General features: G+C 49.4%; 18 protein-coding genes. All 18 read left to right on the top strand.

All coding sequences use genetic code 11. From position 1 onward, the window contains the following. The first annotated feature begins 140 nt into the window (after positions 1–140). The 18 genes from bioA to E8L90_RS25865 all read left to right on the top strand — a co-directional run bounded on the left by bioA (position 141) and on the right by E8L90_RS25865 (position 15,775). On the top strand, positions 141–1,529 hold the full coding sequence (gene bioA, locus E8L90_RS25780; protein WP_137031959.1) for an adenosylmethionine--8-amino-7-oxononanoate transaminase: 1,389 nt from the start codon (positions 141–143) through the stop codon (positions 1,527–1,529). A gap of 1 nt (position 1,530) precedes the next feature. Further along, complete coding sequence (gene bioD / locus E8L90_RS25785; protein WP_137033607.1) at positions 1,531–2,250, top strand: dethiobiotin synthase; 720 nt, start codon at positions 1,531–1,533, stop codon at positions 2,248–2,250. 21 nt (positions 2,251–2,271) lie between these two features. After that, positions 2,272–3,267 carry a biotin synthase BioB gene (bioB, locus tag E8L90_RS25790; protein ID WP_137031961.1) on the top strand — a complete coding sequence of 332 codons (996 nt, stop codon included), beginning with the start codon at positions 2,272–2,274 and terminating at the stop codon, positions 3,265–3,267. Between the two features lie 16 nt (positions 3,268–3,283). Continuing rightward, a complete protein-coding gene (bioF, locus tag E8L90_RS25795; RefSeq protein WP_137031962.1) occupies positions 3,284–4,483 on the top strand; it encodes an 8-amino-7-oxononanoate synthase in 1,200 nt (399 codons plus the stop codon). Then, positions 4,480–5,217, top strand: coding sequence for an alpha/beta fold hydrolase (locus E8L90_RS25800; protein ID WP_137031964.1), 738 nt, complete (start codon positions 4,480–4,482; stop codon positions 5,215–5,217). Before bioF ends, E8L90_RS25800 begins: the two co-directional genes overlap by 4 nt. Then, complete coding sequence (bioC, locus tag E8L90_RS25805; RefSeq protein ID WP_137031966.1) at positions 5,186–6,004, top strand: malonyl-ACP O-methyltransferase BioC; 819 nt, start codon at positions 5,186–5,188, stop codon at positions 6,002–6,004. The genes E8L90_RS25800 and bioC overlap by 32 nt, the downstream gene beginning before the upstream one ends. A gap of 209 nt (positions 6,005–6,213) precedes the next feature. Continuing rightward, the gene (locus E8L90_RS25810; RefSeq protein WP_137031967.1) at positions 6,214–7,404 is read left to right on the top strand and encodes an acetyl-CoA C-acetyltransferase; all 1,191 of its coding nucleotides are present in this window, start codon (positions 6,214–6,216) and stop codon (positions 7,402–7,404) included. Between the two features lie 137 nt (positions 7,405–7,541). Continuing rightward, complete coding sequence (locus E8L90_RS25815; protein WP_026134010.1) at positions 7,542–7,751, top strand: AtpZ/AtpI family protein; 210 nt, start codon at positions 7,542–7,544, stop codon at positions 7,749–7,751. 11 nt (positions 7,752–7,762) lie between these two features. Beyond that, a complete protein-coding gene (locus E8L90_RS25820; RefSeq protein ID WP_137031969.1) occupies positions 7,763–8,131 on the top strand; it encodes an ATP synthase subunit I in 369 nt (122 codons plus the stop codon). A gap of 68 nt (positions 8,132–8,199) precedes the next feature. Further along, positions 8,200–9,015, top strand: coding sequence for a F0F1 ATP synthase subunit A (gene atpB, locus E8L90_RS25825; RefSeq protein ID WP_137031971.1), 816 nt, complete (start codon positions 8,200–8,202; stop codon positions 9,013–9,015). A gap of 57 nt (positions 9,016–9,072) precedes the next feature. Then, positions 9,073–9,294, top strand: a complete 222-nt coding sequence (gene atpE / locus E8L90_RS25830; RefSeq protein WP_015893623.1) for a F0F1 ATP synthase subunit C — start codon at positions 9,073–9,075, stop codon at positions 9,292–9,294. Between the two features lie 115 nt (positions 9,295–9,409). Further along, complete coding sequence (atpF, locus tag E8L90_RS25835; RefSeq protein WP_137031973.1) at positions 9,410–9,913, top strand: F0F1 ATP synthase subunit B; 504 nt, start codon at positions 9,410–9,412, stop codon at positions 9,911–9,913. Beyond that, positions 9,910–10,437, top strand: a complete 528-nt coding sequence (locus E8L90_RS25840; protein ID WP_137031975.1) for a F0F1 ATP synthase subunit delta — start codon at positions 9,910–9,912, stop codon at positions 10,435–10,437. Before atpF ends, E8L90_RS25840 begins: the two co-directional genes overlap by 4 nt. Before the next feature lie 43 nt (positions 10,438–10,480). After that, positions 10,481–11,992: a F0F1 ATP synthase subunit alpha gene (gene atpA, locus E8L90_RS25845; protein WP_137031977.1), complete on the top strand. Its 1,512-nt coding sequence runs from the start codon at positions 10,481–10,483 to the stop codon at positions 11,990–11,992. A gap of 74 nt (positions 11,993–12,066) precedes the next feature. Beyond that, on the top strand, positions 12,067–12,930 hold the full coding sequence (atpG, locus tag E8L90_RS25850) for an ATP synthase F1 subunit gamma (protein ID WP_137031979.1): 864 nt from the start codon (positions 12,067–12,069) through the stop codon (positions 12,928–12,930). A gap of 48 nt (positions 12,931–12,978) precedes the next feature. Next, positions 12,979–14,388, top strand: coding sequence for a F0F1 ATP synthase subunit beta (gene atpD, locus E8L90_RS25855; protein WP_007725462.1), 1,410 nt, complete (start codon positions 12,979–12,981; stop codon positions 14,386–14,388). A gap of 27 nt (positions 14,389–14,415) precedes the next feature. Then, positions 14,416–14,814 carry a F0F1 ATP synthase subunit epsilon gene (locus E8L90_RS25860; RefSeq protein ID WP_137031981.1) on the top strand — a complete coding sequence of 133 codons (399 nt, stop codon included), beginning with the start codon at positions 14,416–14,418 and terminating at the stop codon, positions 14,812–14,814. 220 nt (positions 14,815–15,034) lie between these two features. Beyond that, positions 15,035–15,775 carry a DUF6042 family protein gene (locus E8L90_RS25865; RefSeq protein ID WP_137033609.1) on the top strand — a complete coding sequence of 247 codons (741 nt, stop codon included), beginning with the start codon at positions 15,035–15,037 and terminating at the stop codon, positions 15,773–15,775. The last annotated feature ends 140 nt before the right edge of the window (positions 15,776–15,915 follow it).

The raw sequence follows: 15,915 nt of genomic DNA on the forward strand, positions 1-15,915 counted from the left end.
AGAGAACTGCGCTTTTTCTTCTCCTCCACTATGTTGACTCAAACCAGAAGGGCCTTCTTAGATCTTACTAATTTTTCAAAGTCGAAGAAAAAGCTTTGCCAAAATGGGTTAACCATTTTAAAATAACGGTTAACAAATATATGTTAACCAAGGTTGTGATTTGGTTGTTAAATAGTTATACAGAGCTCTCTGCCAAAAACAAGCAATACGTTTGGCATCCCTTCACCCAAATGAAAGACTACGTCGCACAGGAGCCATTGATTATTGCGAGAGGAGAAGGGATCAAGCTGTTCGATGTGAACGGCAAGGCCTACTACGACGGTTTTTCCTCCGTGTGGTTGAACGTCCACGGTCACAACGTTCCCGAGCTGAATCAGGCGATCACGGAACAGCTTGACCAGATTGCCCACTCTACCTTGCTCGGCATGGCAAATGTGCCGTCCATTCTACTAGCGGAAAAGCTGATCTACCTCGCTCCAAAAGGATTGAGCAAAGTCTTTTACTCTGACAACGGGGCAACGGCGGTCGAAATCTCACTGAAAATGGCCTTCCAATACTGGCAGAATCGCGGGCAGACCGGCAAGCATTCGTTTATCACAATGAACAATGCCTATCACGGAGATACGATTGGAGCCACCAGTGTGGGAGCCATTCCTCTCTACCATCAGGTCTACAAACCACTGCTCTTTTCTCCACATGTCATTCCATACCCTTATCCATACAGACAAGGCGGCGAAGAAGCAGCTGTTCAGGCCACATTGAGCAGTCTGGAAAGTTTGCTTAGGGATAGAGCTCATGAGATTGCGGCGATGATCGTAGAGCCTGTCGTGCAGGGAGCAAGCGGCATGATTATCATGCCGGATGGTTGCTTGAAAAAAATTGCGGAGCTGTTGCGCGCCTATGATGTATTGCTGATCGCAGACGAAGTAGCGACAGGATTTGGACGCACGGGCAAAATGTTCGCTTGTGAGCATGATGGGGTCGTGCCGGATATCATGGCAGTTGCAAAAGGGCTTACGGGAGGGTATTTGCCTGTAGCGGCTACCTTAGTAACCGAGCAGATTTATGATGCCTTTTTCGCTGACTATGAGGAACAGAAAACCTTTTTCCACGGACATTCATTCACGGGAAATCCACTAGGCTGTGCAGTTGCTCTCGCCAACCTGCGGCTGATGGAGGAGCGCGGAGTTGTTCAACAAGTCGCACAAAAAGCAATCGATCTGGATCAATTGCTAGGGTCGCTGTACGACTTGCCTCATGTAGGAGAAATACGGCAAAAAGGCTTGATGGCGGGAATCGAGCTGGTTCGGGATAAAGAGACCAAGGAGCCTTATCACTGGAATGAGCGGATCGGTGTACGTGTCTGTCAGGTAGCAAGAGAAAAAGGGCTCCTGACACGACCGTTGGGCAACGTCATCGTTTTTATCCCGCCGCTTGTATCTACAACCGAAGAATTGGCTGACATGGTTCGGTTTTTGGCGGAATCGATTCAGGAAGTAACGACAGATGATACGAGGAGGAGTGATTGATATGGCTGATCGCTCCTTTTCCGGATTGTTCATCACAGGAACAGATACAGGGGTAGGCAAAACGATCGTGACTGCCGGAATCGCATCTGTGTTGCGTGAGACAGGAGTGAACATCGGGGTTTGGAAGCCAGTCCAGTCAGGTGCACGAGCGCATGATGAGGGCAGTGACGCTATGCACTTGAGAACGTGGAGCGGAGTGCCTGACGCATGTGAGGAGATAGCCCCGCTCTGTTTTGAGGCACCGCTTACCCCTTTTCTGGCTGCAGAAGCAGAGGGGAAAAGCTTGACGATGGAGGAAGTAATCGCCGGAGGGCGACCCCTGATGGAACGTTATCCAGCACTCCTCGTCGAAGGAGCCGGTGGTCTGATTGTGCCATTGACTCCAACCGAAACGATGGCGGATCTTGCTGCTCGACTGAACCTGCCCATGCTTATCGTGGCTCGGGCTGGGCTCGGCACGATTAACCATACGCTCTTGTCCGTTTGGTATGCACGGGAACTCGGGATCGAGGTTGTAGGTGTCATCCTGAATCAAAGCAACTCAGCTGGTGTCATCGATGAGAGTGTCAAAACAAACGCGAGCATGATTGAGAGCTACGGTGGAGTTCCCGTATGGGGCGTGCTTCCGTGGATAGACCAGCCGTTAGAGCGCCAGCAGTTGACACAGCTGATCCAAGAATGTGTAGACATCGGACAGTTGTGTCCGTGGAGCCATAAATAAGTAAGAAGGGGAGACGAGAAAATGAATCAAAGCACCTGTCTGGATTGGAAGGGATACGCTCATAAAGCGATTGCTAAAGAAGAGTTTACGCAGGAAGAGGCAATGAAGGTGTTACAAGCGCCGGATGATGAGCTGCTGCTGGTCATGAACGAAGCGTTTCACGTCAGAAAGCACTTTTTCGGCAAAAAGGTCAAACTGAATATGATCATCAACGCCAAGAGCGGCCTATGCCCGGAGGATTGCGGTTACTGCTCGCAGTCGATTGTTTCGAATGCTCCCGTATCCAAGTACACGATGCTGGACAAGGAAACATTGCTCGCAGGTGCGCGAGAAGCCATGAATCGACAGGCAGGTACATACTGTATCGTCGCCTCAGGACGTGGTCCTACGGAAAAGGAGCTGGGGCAGGTCATCGAGGCAGTCAAAGAAATCCGCGAGACGATGCCGCTGAAAATTTGTGCGTGTCTTGGGATATTAAGCGACGAACAAGCAATGCGCCTAAAAGATTCAGGTGTGCACCGCTACAACCATAATCTCAATACGAGTCGTAACCATTACGAAGCGATTACGACAACGCACACGTACGATCAACGTGTACAGACAGTCGATACCGCAAAAAGAGCAGGGATGTCGCCCTGCGCAGGCGTGATCATCGGTATGGGGGAGAGCGATGAGGAGATCGTTGAAATGGCATTTGCCCTGCGCAATCTCGATGCAGATTCCATCCCGATCAATTTTTTAAATGCGATTCCCGGAACCCCGCTGGAGGATAAAGGACGAACTCCGGCAATGAAGGCGCTTCGTGTTCTCGCCTTGTTCCGATTTATTTGCCCAGATAAAGAAATTCGCGTTGCGGGTGGTCGCGAAGTGAATTTGCGCACCTTGCAGCCGCTTTCCTTGTATGCAGCCAACTCATTGTTTGTAGGCGACTATTTGACGACTCCCGGGCAAGAAATCACGACAGACCATCAGATGATTGAAGACCTCGGGTTTGAAATCGAGCTGTGTGCGCTGTAGGACAAGTAGGTCAGTTATGAAGAAACGCTACAAATGGCTGGAAGAAGAATATGATTCGCTGCGCAAACAATCGTTGGCAAGAGAATGGAGCATCGTAGAGTCAGCCAGTGATCGAGCGGGCACGTGGATTCAAGTCGAAGGGAAACCATTATTAAACCTGTCATCGAACAACTATTTGGGCTTGGCCCATGATCAACGAATCGTGGATGCTGGCAAGATGGCGGCAGAGGAGTGGGGGGCAGGAGGAACTGCCTCTCGTCTCGTCCATGGCAACTACGCGTTATACGACGAGCTGGAACAACAATTGGCTTCGTGGAAAGGGAGAGAAGGGGCGCTTGTCTTTGCAAACGGCTATCAGGCAAATACAGGGGTACTGGCAGCGCTTGCTGGAAGAGGCGACGCAGTTTTTAGTGATCGGTTGAATCACGCCAGCATTGTAGACGGGATCGTGCTCAGTCGGGCGGAGCATTTTCGGTACAGACACAACGACATGGAGCATCTGGAATTTTTGCTGAAAAAGCACCAGGATGCTAGGCGGAAGTGGATTGTCACCGACAGCATATTCTCTATGGACGGTGACAAAGCTCCCCTTCTTGCATTGGTACAACTGCGTGATCGTTACGATGCCATGCTGATGGTTGACGAAGCCCATGCAGGGGGAGTGCGTGGAGAAGAGGGGCAGGGCTTGTGCCACGAGCTGGGGATCGCCGGACAAGTCGATGTTTTGATGGGAACCTTCAGCAAGGCATTTGGTGTTTATGGGGCATACGTATGCGCAGATGAGATCATCATTCGTTATTTGATGACAAAAGCGCGTTCGCTGGTGTATTCCACAGCTCTACCCCCTGCTGTGATTGGCTCGAATCTGGCGGCGTTGTCTTTGATACAAACAGACTCTTGGCGAAGAAAAGCAGTGAGGCGGAATGCGCTCGTGTTTCGCCAGTTGCTTCGCTCACGCGGGTTTACCGTAGACGAGGAAGATACGCCAATCATCCCGCTCACAATAGGAGAGAATGAATGGACCCTGCAATTTAGCAAAAGGCTGCGGCAACGGGGGATTGCAGCAGTGGCGATTCGACCTCCTACTGTGCCAGCAGGAAGCGCCCGTATCCGTTTTACAGTGATGGCTGACCATACGCACGAAGAGCTAGAGTGGGCTTGCGAGCAAGTGAGCGAAATCAGGGACGAGCTTCACAAAGGAGGGACGATATCATGAGAAAAGTGATGCTGTGGCTAACTGGGTGGGGAATGCCAGATTGCAGCTGGGATGCAGTTCGCTCACAGTTTCCTTCCTATCAGCACATCATTCCTACTTATTCGGACGTCACTGATTCCTTGCAATTTTACAAGAGAGTAGAAGAGGAAGTCCGTCCTTTTTGGGGTCAGGAGTTGATTGTAGTGGGGTGGTCTATGGGCGGGATGCTCGGAATACGCCTTGCTGCCCAGTACCCGGTCTCAGGACTTGTTTTGATCGGCACTACAGCTCGCTTTATTTGCAAACAACATGATCTTCGCAAAGGGTGGCATCCTGTTGTTTTGCAAAGAATGAAAAGGCAGCTTTCCGTAGCACGCGAGCGGGTGATGGACGCATTTGTCGAACAGATGCTAACACCAGGAGAGCGTGAACAAGTAGGTTTTCATGTGAGAATGGACAGCCAGAAGTGGAGCACAGCGGCGCTGATTGCGGGCTTGACCTATTTGGAAGAAGAGGATTGCCGCCCGTTCCTGTCATCGCTGACTACTCCTACTCTCGTCATTCATGGAATGAAGGATGCTATCTGTTCGCTCGCAGCCGGAGAAGAACTGGCGAGTAGTGTTTCAGGTGCCAATTTCGTGCCCATTCAGAACTGTGGTCATGCCCCGCATGTATTTGTTCCAGAGGTTGTAGGAGATTCGCTAAAGAGGATGGTGGAGCAGCTTGCAGAAGAGGGCAATCAGCAGCCGATTTAGTGAGAAGGCTGTCTCATACGAAAAATACGCACTCGTGCAAAAGAAGATGGTAGATCAATTGCGTCAAATGGTTACAGAGATAACGAACGAGAACGAGGTACGAAACATCCTAGAGATTGGCTGTGGGACAGGGGGGCTAACTCTCGTCATTCGCAGCCGTTTTTCTGCTGCCTATTACGAGGCGGTAGAGATTGCGCCAGGTATGCTGGAACAGGCGAAGAACAACATGGAGCAGCGCGGCCTGAATTGTTCATTTTCTCAAGCCGATGCTGAAGAATGGGTTTGGGAACAACAGGCGAAGTCAAAGGATTTGATCGTTTCAGGAGCGTGTTTTCAGTGGTTTGCCAAGCCAGCGCATACGCTAAAAGGATTGGGAAGAATCCTGAAGCCAGGAGCACCATTGGTTTTTTCGACATTTGGACCCGATACTTTTTGGGAGCTACATGATTCGTTTGCGAATGCTCATGCGATTTTGGAGGAGAAGGGAGTGCGCCATGGCTTGGAGTTTCTCTCTGCACGTGATTGGCACGAGCAATTGGAGCAAGCAGGGTTTACGGATATAGAGATCATTAGGAAATATGAACGGTTAACCTACCCGGGTGTACGCGATTTCTTGCATGCCGTGAAAGCCATTGGCGCCAACACAAGTATGGAGCAAGGGGGCGGTCTTGGACGCAGAAAACTCCTTGCAGAAATGATTCGTTACTATGAGCAGACGTATAAAACAGAAACGGGTATCCATGTCACCTACGAAGTTATTTACGTTCGCGCGGTTTCATCCATGTAGTGAGTGAGTCCGTCGTGCTTATTCGTCCTCGTGACAATGCCATTCGACTGTACACAATTGAACACCGTACGGCTGCTATCTTCCTCCTGCAATCCATGATGGCTTTTTTGTAAAATGGAAAAGAAAGCGATTTCCTGGCAGGAATTATCAAGAGAAAATGGAATTTTAAGAAGGTTGCCTATCCTGTGTATTCGAGGGGTGTGTGGAAGATGAGTCAAAGAGAAATCGTCATTGCGAGTGCTGTGCGCACTGCTATAGGTAGCTTTCAAGGAACGCTTGCAGGTGTCAGCGCGACAAAGCTGGGCGGGATTGTACTGGAAGCAGCGCTTACGCGTGCAGGTGTTTCCAAGGATGCGGTTGATGAAGTGATTATGGGGAACGTACTGTCAGCAGGTTTGGGTCAAAACCCGGCGCGCCAGGCTTCTATTCATGCGGGCCTTGCTCATGAAGTTCCCTCCCTGACAATCAACAAGGTTTGTGGTTCAGGTCTAAAAGCCGTTCATCTGGCTGTTCAGTCCATCCTTGCTGGTGAGGCAGAGGTTGTCTTGGCTGGTGGGATGGAAAATATGAGCCAGGCACCATACTTAATGGAAGGTGCGCGCTCAGGCTACCGTATGGGAGATCAAAAAGTGGTAGACTCCATGATTCGCGACGGGCTGTGGTGTGCTTTCAACGACTACCACATGGGCATTACAGCGGAGAACCTTTGCACCAAATACGAAATCGGACGAGAAGAGCAGGATGCATTTTCAGCGTGGAGCCAGGAAAAGGCTCAGCAAGCGCTCGCTAGTGGTCGTTTTCAGGAAGAAGTCGTGCCGGTTCCGATCCCGCAACGCAAGGGTGATCCGGTGCTATTTGCCGTAGACGAATTCCCGCGTGCTGGCGTGACAGTCGAAGCGCTAGGCAAACTAAAGCCTGCATTTAAAAAGGATGGGACTGTGACAGCTGGGAATGCATCTGGTATCAACGATGGAGCAGCAGCTCTCCTGATTATGACACGCGAGAAGGCAGAAGAGCTGGGTGTGAAGCCTCTCGCCCGTATCGTAGCCAATGCGAGTGCAGGTGTTGATCCGAGCATCATGGGATACGGTCCAGTTCCTGCGACCAAACGTGTACTGGAAAAAGCGGGTCTGTCGATTGCTGACATTGACTTGATCGAAGCAAATGAAGCTTTTGCCGTCCAATCGCTGTCTGTTGGCAAAGCACTAGGCTTTGATCGCGAGAAGCTGAATGTCAACGGCGGAGCCATCGCTTTGGGTCATCCGATTGGTGCAAGTGGCGCCAGAATCTTGGTCACGCTCGTGCATGAATTGCAAAAACGCGAAGGGGCAAAATATGGGTTAGCAACCCTTTGCATCGGTGGTGGACAAGGGGTCTCTACCCTTGTCGAGAAAATTTAAACTTCAAATTGTGAACGCTTTGTGTACAGACCAAGCCGAACATTGACAAAGGGAATAATTCTTCGTTAATATGAATGAGGGCAAAGGGGCACTTGACACCAGCCCTCTCCTTATGTATGAAAGGAGAATGTTGCTCTGTGTCGAAATTGGATAATCCGTGGCGAGCGATCACGTTGGTCACCCTAATCGGTGTCGATATGGCCGTTTGCGTGATTTCGGGAGTCCTTCTGGGAAAATACTTGGATGGTCTTTTCTCTACCAATCCGCTTTTTTTGATGGTGGGGCTGCTCGCGGGATTAGGAATAGGCGTGTATAGCGTCTACCGCATCGTTCGCGGTTATCTCTAGGGAGATGGAACATGCAAACGTTTTCTTCGGCAATGCGATCCACTTTTCGCTATGCCTTTTTCTGTATGGCAATTGCCTCGATACTCTGGGCGGTGTTGCCATCGTATCGTTTCTTTTTGCAAAGCCTCCTGCTTGGGATGGTTTGCAGTTTGGTGAATGGCACGGTTCTCTTCAGCAAAACCTGGCGCATTGGTCAGATGGCTGTTGATCCAAACGTCCGGCCAAAAGGGACTGGTATGTTGCAGCGACTGGCTGTGGCAGGCTTTGCAGTCTTTTTGACAATGCGTTTTCCCCATATGTTTGGAATCGCTGGCGTATTGATGGGTTTATTCCTCTTTCAGATTCTCAGTTTCCTTTTTGTGTATCGCTCCTTTAAATAGATAGTAGATATTTTTTCTTTACACGTACTTAAAGCAATAGATTCGCGCGGAAGAAAGGGGTGAAATACATGCATTATTCTCTGCGGTTTGAATGGTTGGGCATGGTATTTGACATCTCCACTATTCTTATGATTTTGGTTACCTCTCTGGTGGTGCTTTTGCTGTGTATCGGCATGACCCGCAACCTGACCTCCGCAACTCCAAGCGGCGCGCAAAACGTGATGGAATGGATTGTGGACTTCGTTACCGGCATTACAAAAAGCTACATCACACCGAAGAAGGCTGCGGGCTTTGTCTCGCTGGCACTCACTTTGTTCCTTTACATTTTCCTTGGAAACCAACTGGGTCTCGTATTTAACGTAAACACGGCTCACCACAACAGTCCTGACCATCAAGTAAGTGAAAAGGTTAAAGACATGTTGACGGCTTCCACGAATGAACAAATGAAGCAACAAAAGATGGCCAAGCTTGAAGAAGAGCTGAACTCTACCGATCCGTCCTCGCACGGCCCTGTCATTGGCTGGTGGAAATCACCAACAGCGACTCCTAGCGTAACTTTCGCTCTGGCGTTCATCGTTCTTCTCTACGCTCACTATCTGGGCATCAAGAAGAGCTTCGGCGGATGGTTGAAACATACATTCCTGAACCCGATTCACATTCTGGAGGAGTTCATCATCAAGCCGTTGACGCTGCCTTTGCGTCTATTCGGTAACATCTTTGCGGGTGAGGTTTTGATTGCCTTCCTGCTTGGTGTAGGGATCTTCGGAAGCATTCCGCTGTTCCTGTGGCTGGGCTACTCAGTATTCGTTGGTTCTGTACAGGCATTCATTTTCACAACGCTGGCGATGGTTTACCTGTCACAGCAAGTGAATGAAGATCACTAATTTTGCGCTTACCCGATTTTATCTTCGCTTTTTAAACACTAAGGAGGTTTTTAAACAATGGAAGGTTTGGCTCTTGCAATTGGTATCGTATTTGGTCTGGCTGCTCTTGGCGCAGCGATTGGTAACTCTTTGGTAATCTCTCGTACAATTGAAGGCGTAGCTCGTCAACCAGAAGCACGTGGTAGCCTGATGGGTCTCATGTTCCTGGGTCTTGGTCTGGTAGAGGCAGTTCCGATCATCGCTGTAGCGATCGGTTTCATTCTCTTCGGTCGCCTGTAATCAGCGAGCATTTCGTAACAAATAGGCGGGCGCTTGATACCCGCCTATATTTTTGACAAAGACAGTTAATATCCTTGATGATACATCTTTCTTTTCGCAGGAAGGAGTGAAACGAATGCTCGACTTTGGAGCGGTATCCCTGGAATGGGGAACGCTGTTAACCCAGGCAATTGTGTTCTTGTTGTTGTTGCTGCTTGTTCGTAAATTGGCTATGGGCCCGATCGTAGGGATCATGGAAAAACGTCGTCAGCATATCGAAAGTCAAATCTCCTCGGCTGAGAAAAACCGCACTGAAGCGGAAGCTCTTCTGGCTGAGCAACGTCGCGTGCTGGATGAAGCGCGTGCAGAATCGAAAGCAATCATTGACCGCGCTGCAAAGCAAGCGTCTGATGAAGCAACCAAAATCGTGACAGAAGCACAAGCTGCATCCGAGCGTATGAAAGCGGAAGCAAGCGCTGAACTGGCACGTGAAGTAGAAAAAGCAAAACTCGAACTGCGTGAGCAAATGACCAGCCTGTCCGTGCTCTTGGCTTCCAAGATTATCGAGAAAGAACTGGACGAAACAGCTCAAAAGTCTACTGTTGACAAATTTCTCGCACAAGTGGGAGATCGCCTATGAGTAGCGCAGTAGGAAAACGTTATGCTCGTGCGCTCTTTGAAGTAGCGAGTGAACGTAGCAAGATTGATCAGGTAGAAGCAGACCTGGGTGCAATCGTGGAAGCGGTTGAAGGCAATGAAGATCTGAAAAAGATCATGTTGCACCCGCACATCGCAGCAGATGCGAAAGCTACGCTCGCTGACGAATTGTTCAAAAGCCATGTAGAGGAAGAAACCTTTCATTTTCTGAATGTCCTGATTGAGAACGGACGCGAAGTTGATCTGGTTGATATCTACCGTTCTTTTGTACAATTGGCGAACGAAGCTCGTGGATTTGCAGATGCGATTGTAACAAGTGCAAAGCCGCTTTCTACTGAAGAACAAAATGAGCTGGCTGAGAAGTTCGGTCAAACGCTGAATAAAAAGCTGCGTATGACAGCAGTCGTAGATCCAGCGATTCTCGGCGGCGTTATTATCAAAATTGGCGACCGTCTGTACGATGGCAGCCTGAAAACGAAGTTAGAAACCTTTGCGCAGAAGGCGTAAAGTTCGATGGCTTTTAAGAAGTTGGATGAATGGGGTGAATTAAGTGAGTGCAATCAGACCAGAAGAGATTAGCTCCCTCATTAAAGAGCGGATCGCTAACTTTAAATCTGAAATCGAAGTTGTGGATGTAGGCACAGTCATCCAAGTAGGTGACGGTATTGCTCGTGTTCACGGTTTGGAAAAGGCCATGCAAGGTGAGCTCCTCGAGTTCCAAAATGGCGTAATGGGTATGGTACTCAACTTGGAAGAAGATAACGTGGGTGTCGTTATTATGGGACCTTTCCGCGACATTAAGGAAGGCGATACTGTAAAACGTACCGGCCGCGTTATGGAAGTTCCAGTAGGGGAAGCGCTGCTCGGCCGCGTTGTAAACCCACTGGGTCAACCAATCGATGGTCAAGGCCCTATCGCAAATGACGGTTTCCGCCCAATCGAGAGCCCAGCTCCTGGCGTTATGGCGCGTAAATCCGTACACGAGCCACTCCAAACAGGTATCAAAGCAATTGACGCGATGATCCCGGTTGGTCGTGGACAGCGTGAGTTGATCATTGGTGACCGCCAAACTGGTAAAACAGCAGTGGCGCTCGACACGATCATCAACCAAAAAGGTAAAGATATGATTTGTATCTATGTTGCAATCGGTCAAAAGCAATCCACCGTTGCAAACATCGTAGAAACTCTGCGTAAAGCAGGGGCTCTGGATTACACAATCATCGTTTCTGCTACTGCGTCTGACCCAGCTCCAATGTTGTACCTGGCTCCTTATACTGGTGTAACAATGGCTGAGTACTTCATGTACAAAGGCGGACACGTTCTGTGCGTATACGATGACCTGTCCAAACAGGCTGCTGCATACCGCGAAATGTCCCTCTTGCTCCGTCGTCCTCCAGGTCGCGAAGCATATCCTGGTGACGTATTCTACCTGCACTCCCGCTTGCTGGAGCGCGCTGCGAAACTGTCTGATGATCTGGGCGCTGGTTCCATTACGGCTCTGCCATTCATCGAAACCCAAGCGGGTGACATTTCCGCATACATTCCAACCAACGTGATCTCCATCACGGACGGTCAGATCTTCCTGGAGACAGACTTGTTCAACGCAGGTCAACGTCCAGCGGTTAACACCGGTCTTTCCGTATCCCGTGTAGGTGGTTCCGCGCAAATCAAGGCGATGAAAAAGGTAGCAGGTCCACTCAAGCTCGAGTTGGCTCAATACCGTGAGTTGGCTGCGTTTGCTCAGTTCGGTTCCGATCTGGACAAAGCAACCCAAGCTCGTCTGACCCGTGGTGAGCGCTTGATGGAAATCATGAAACAAGGTCAGTTCGATCCAATGTCAGTTGAGAAGCAAGTTGCTTCTATCTATAGCGCTACAAGAGGTTTCCTGGATGACATTCCAGTAGCAGAAGTGCGCCGTTTTGAGAAAGAGATGTTGTCTTTCTTGGATTCCAACAAACCGCAACTGTTGGAGCACATCCGCACAACGAAAGACCTTCCAGATGAAAAAGAATTCAACGCAGCGATCGAAGAGTTCAAAAAAGGCTTTTCGGTAACTCGCTAATCGTTAACCTGATAGACATCAGATGCATGCCGGGCGATTTGCCCGTGCATGCGTCCTCAAGGTGGTGAAAACGAGTGGCTAAAGGAATACGTGAGATTCGACGCAGTATCAAAAGTAAAAAAGATATGCGCCAAATCACGAAAGCGATGAAAATGGTGGCGGCTGCAAAGCTTCGCCGTAACCAGGATAAAGCTGAGGCGGCACGCCCGTATGCTGACAAGATCCAAGACGTGATCGCAAGCATCGCGAGTGGGAACTCTGGTTCCAAACATCCAATATTGCAAAATCGTCCGGTGAAAAAGACTGGTTATATTGTCATCACTTCCGACCGTGGACTTGCTGGGGGTTATAATGCCAACATTCTCCGTAAAGTGGTAAATACCATTAACGAGAAGCACAAGTCCAAGGATGAGTACGGTATTTTCGTGATTGGCCGCAAAGGTCGTGACTTCTTCAGCAAACGGAACTACCCGCTTTTGGAGGAAGTGACAGGTCTGCCAGCCAGCCCAGCCTTTGCTGATATCAAGAAAATTGCCGGTGCAGCGGTCCAAATGTTCGAGAATGAGCAGATTGACGAACTGTACCTGTGCTACAACAAGTTCCAAAGTGCAATTTCGCAAATACCTACCGTAAAACAATTGCTGCCGTTGGAAGCTCCCGAGAGCAACAATGCGCGCGTAATGAATTACGAGTATGAGCCGTCCTCGGAAGAAGTATTGGCGGACCTGTTGCCGAAATATGCGGAAACACTGGTTTACAGTGCACTCCTCGAAGCAAAAGCTTCTGAAGAAGGTTCCCGTATGACTGCAATGGGCAACGCGACAGACAATGCTACGGATATGATCAACCGTTTAACGTTGAGCTACAACCGTGCTCGTCAGGCAGCCATTACACAAGAGATTTCCGAGATCGTTGCAGGTGCAAACGCACAGGCTTAGTGGCAGCGAATAGCTCCCAATTTAGCTTTACAGGAGGGAAGAAGTAAGATGGCGAATGGACGCGTGGTTCAGGTAATGGGTCCGGTTGTTGACGTCGAGTTCGACCGCGGACACCTGCCTGCCATTTACAATGCGATCAAGATTCAACATAAAGCACAAAGCGCTGGTGAGCGCGACATCAACTTGACTGTTGAGGTTGCTACTCATTTGGGCGATAACTTGGTTCGTACCGTTGCAATGTCTTCCACTGACGGTTTGGTTCGTGGTATGGAAGCAGTTGATACTGGTGCAGCTATCTCCGTTCCAGTGGGTGCAATCACCCTCGGACGCGTATTCAACGTATTGGGTGAGCCGATCGACCTGCAAGAACTGGGTCAAGTAGATCGTCGTGACCCAATTCACCGTAAAGCTCCTGAGTTCGTAGACCAAGCAACGACTGTTGAGATCCTGGAAACAGGTATCAAAGTTATTGACCTCTTGGCTCCGTACATCAAGGGTGGTAAGATCGGTCTGTTTGGTGGTGCGGGTGTAGGTAAAACCGTTACTATTCAAGAGCTGATCAACAACATCGCGCAAGAGCACGGTGGTATTTCCGTATTCGCTGGTGTAGGTGAGCGTACCCGTGAAGGTAACGACCTGTACCACGAGATGAAAGATGCAGGCGTTCTGCCGAAAACCGCGATGGTATTCGGTCAGATGAACGAACCGCCTGGTGCACGTCTTCGTGTAGCGTTGACTGGTCTGACTATGGCGGAATACTTCCGTGATGAAGAAGGCCGCGACGTTCTTCTCTTTGTTGATAACATCTTCCGCTTTACTCAAGCGGGTTCCGAAGTTTCTGCTCTCTTGGGCCGTATGCCATCTGCGGTAGGTTACCAGCCAACACTGGCTACCGAAATGGGTCAGCTGCAAGAGCGTATTACCTCCACGAAAAAAGGTTCCGTAACGTCCATTCAAGCGATCTACGTACCAGCGGATGACTACACTGACCCGGCTCCTGCTACTACGTTTGCTCACTTGGACGCTACAACGAACTTGGAGCGTTCCATCGCTGAGTTGGGTATCTTCCCTGCGGTAGATCCACTCGCATCCACTTCCCGTGCTCTGGCTCCTGATGTAGTAGGACAAGAACACTATGATGTGGCTCGTAGCGTTCAAAAAATCCTGCAACGTTACAAAGAACTGCAAGATATCATCGCGATTCTCGGTATGGACGAGTTGAGCGACGACGACAAGCAAGTAGTTGGACGCGCACGCCGTATTCAACGTTTCTTGTCCCAGTCCTTCCACGTTGCCGAGCAGTTCACTGGTAACCCAGGCCAATACGTGCCATTGAAAGAAACCGTTCGCAGCTTCAAGGAAATCCTCGAAGGTAAGCATGACCACCTGCCAGAGGGCGCGTTCCTGTACGTAGGTACAATTGAAGAAGCGGTAGAAAAAGCGAAGAAAATGGCGTAAGACACCCTGGAAAGGGGAGACGAGTAAGTGAGTAAGATGACAGTTGAAGTCGTAACTCCTGAACGGGTTGTCTACAGCGGTCAGGCTGAAATGGTGATTGCTCGCGGCTTGCAAGGGGAAATCGGTATTATGCCGAACCACATGCCGTTGGTAACCCCGCTGAAAACAGCGCCAGTTCGGATTAAGACAGAAGGCGATAAAGAAGTAAAGATGGCTGTAAGCGGCGGCTTCATGGAAGTGCGCGGCGATAAAGTGACCATCCTTGCTGAAACGGCTGAATTGCCGGGAGACATCGATGTTGAACGCGCGAAGGCAGCGAAAGAGCGTGCTGAAAAGCGTTTGGCTGAGAAATATGCCGAGCTTGACGTCAAGCGTGCAGAACGCGCGCTGCAACGTGCGATGGCACGTCTCGACGTATCGAAGTAAAGCGTAAGCTTGCTATCCCCGCGCCCATGTGGCTGCGGGGATTTTTCGATTATAGGGCGATGAATGATGATCTATGGAAATCGGGCATGATATTTCCAGTTGGTAATTGCCTATTGTTTCTGTGTATAATAGACCTAATGCCCTGCCGACGAGCTACGTTAGCATGAAAAACAGCGGGAAAAAGCGGCATTGGCTATTGGGATTAAAGGAGAGTGTAATTGTGCAAACCGTTCGCGATATCCGCCACAATCAAGATGGCGTAGTGATTCCTAGCAGCTTTGCGGCTAATGGCTGGACAAGCGTGCTATCTCATGAAATGAATGTTCTCTTCCAGGCAATGTGCTATGTGGTAACGAAGTATGAGTCAAAAGAAGAAATGAGAAAAGCTCTGGACGAGTTTGATGCATTGAAAGGCACATTCACGGAGCCTGTTCAAGAAGGCTTTAAGTCTGAAGAGGATTTTAAAGGCTATGTAAACCTCTTGAACAGATTCAAAGCGTTCATGAGTCGTTCCGATTATGCATATCCGACATCTCTTGACGAAGCGATTGAGCTTTTCGTGAAGTGGGGTCTGGTAATCGATAATGGAGATGCTTGGGATGTACCGGTTTATCCATTCCCAGATGCATCTGAGTTGTTCAAGCTGAGTGAAGCAGAATCTTTTGCATTGGCTCATATTAAACTGGAAGCATTGGTTCATCCGATGTTTAGCCGCCTCGTAATGAAGCTGCACGAGCAAGAAGAAAATATGTTCAGCATGTCCAAAGCTGAAATGAAGCAATTGATAAACACCAATGACCAGATGCTGGAAGAGGTTCTGATCAAGCTGACTCCATATTTGGAAGAGGCAATTGAAAATATGCTGGAGATCCCGGAAGACGAGAAGATGAACTTCACGATTGTATGGGAACGCATTTACGAGGATTTCCTCGGAGAGCAATTTTCAAATAACGTTCAATAATTAAGAGAATAAAAGGGCCAGACGGGCATATTCGTTTGGTCATCATACTATGCTGGAAAAACTCAGGGAGAAATCTCTGAGTTTTTCCCTTTATATGGCACAAAAGGAAGGCTTTCGTTAGACACCCTATTGGCAATTTG

Origin of the sequence: Brevibacillus antibioticus (assembly GCF_005217615.1) — a bacterium.
Classification (GTDB): Bacteria; Bacillota; Bacilli; order Brevibacillales; family Brevibacillaceae; genus Brevibacillus; species Brevibacillus antibioticus.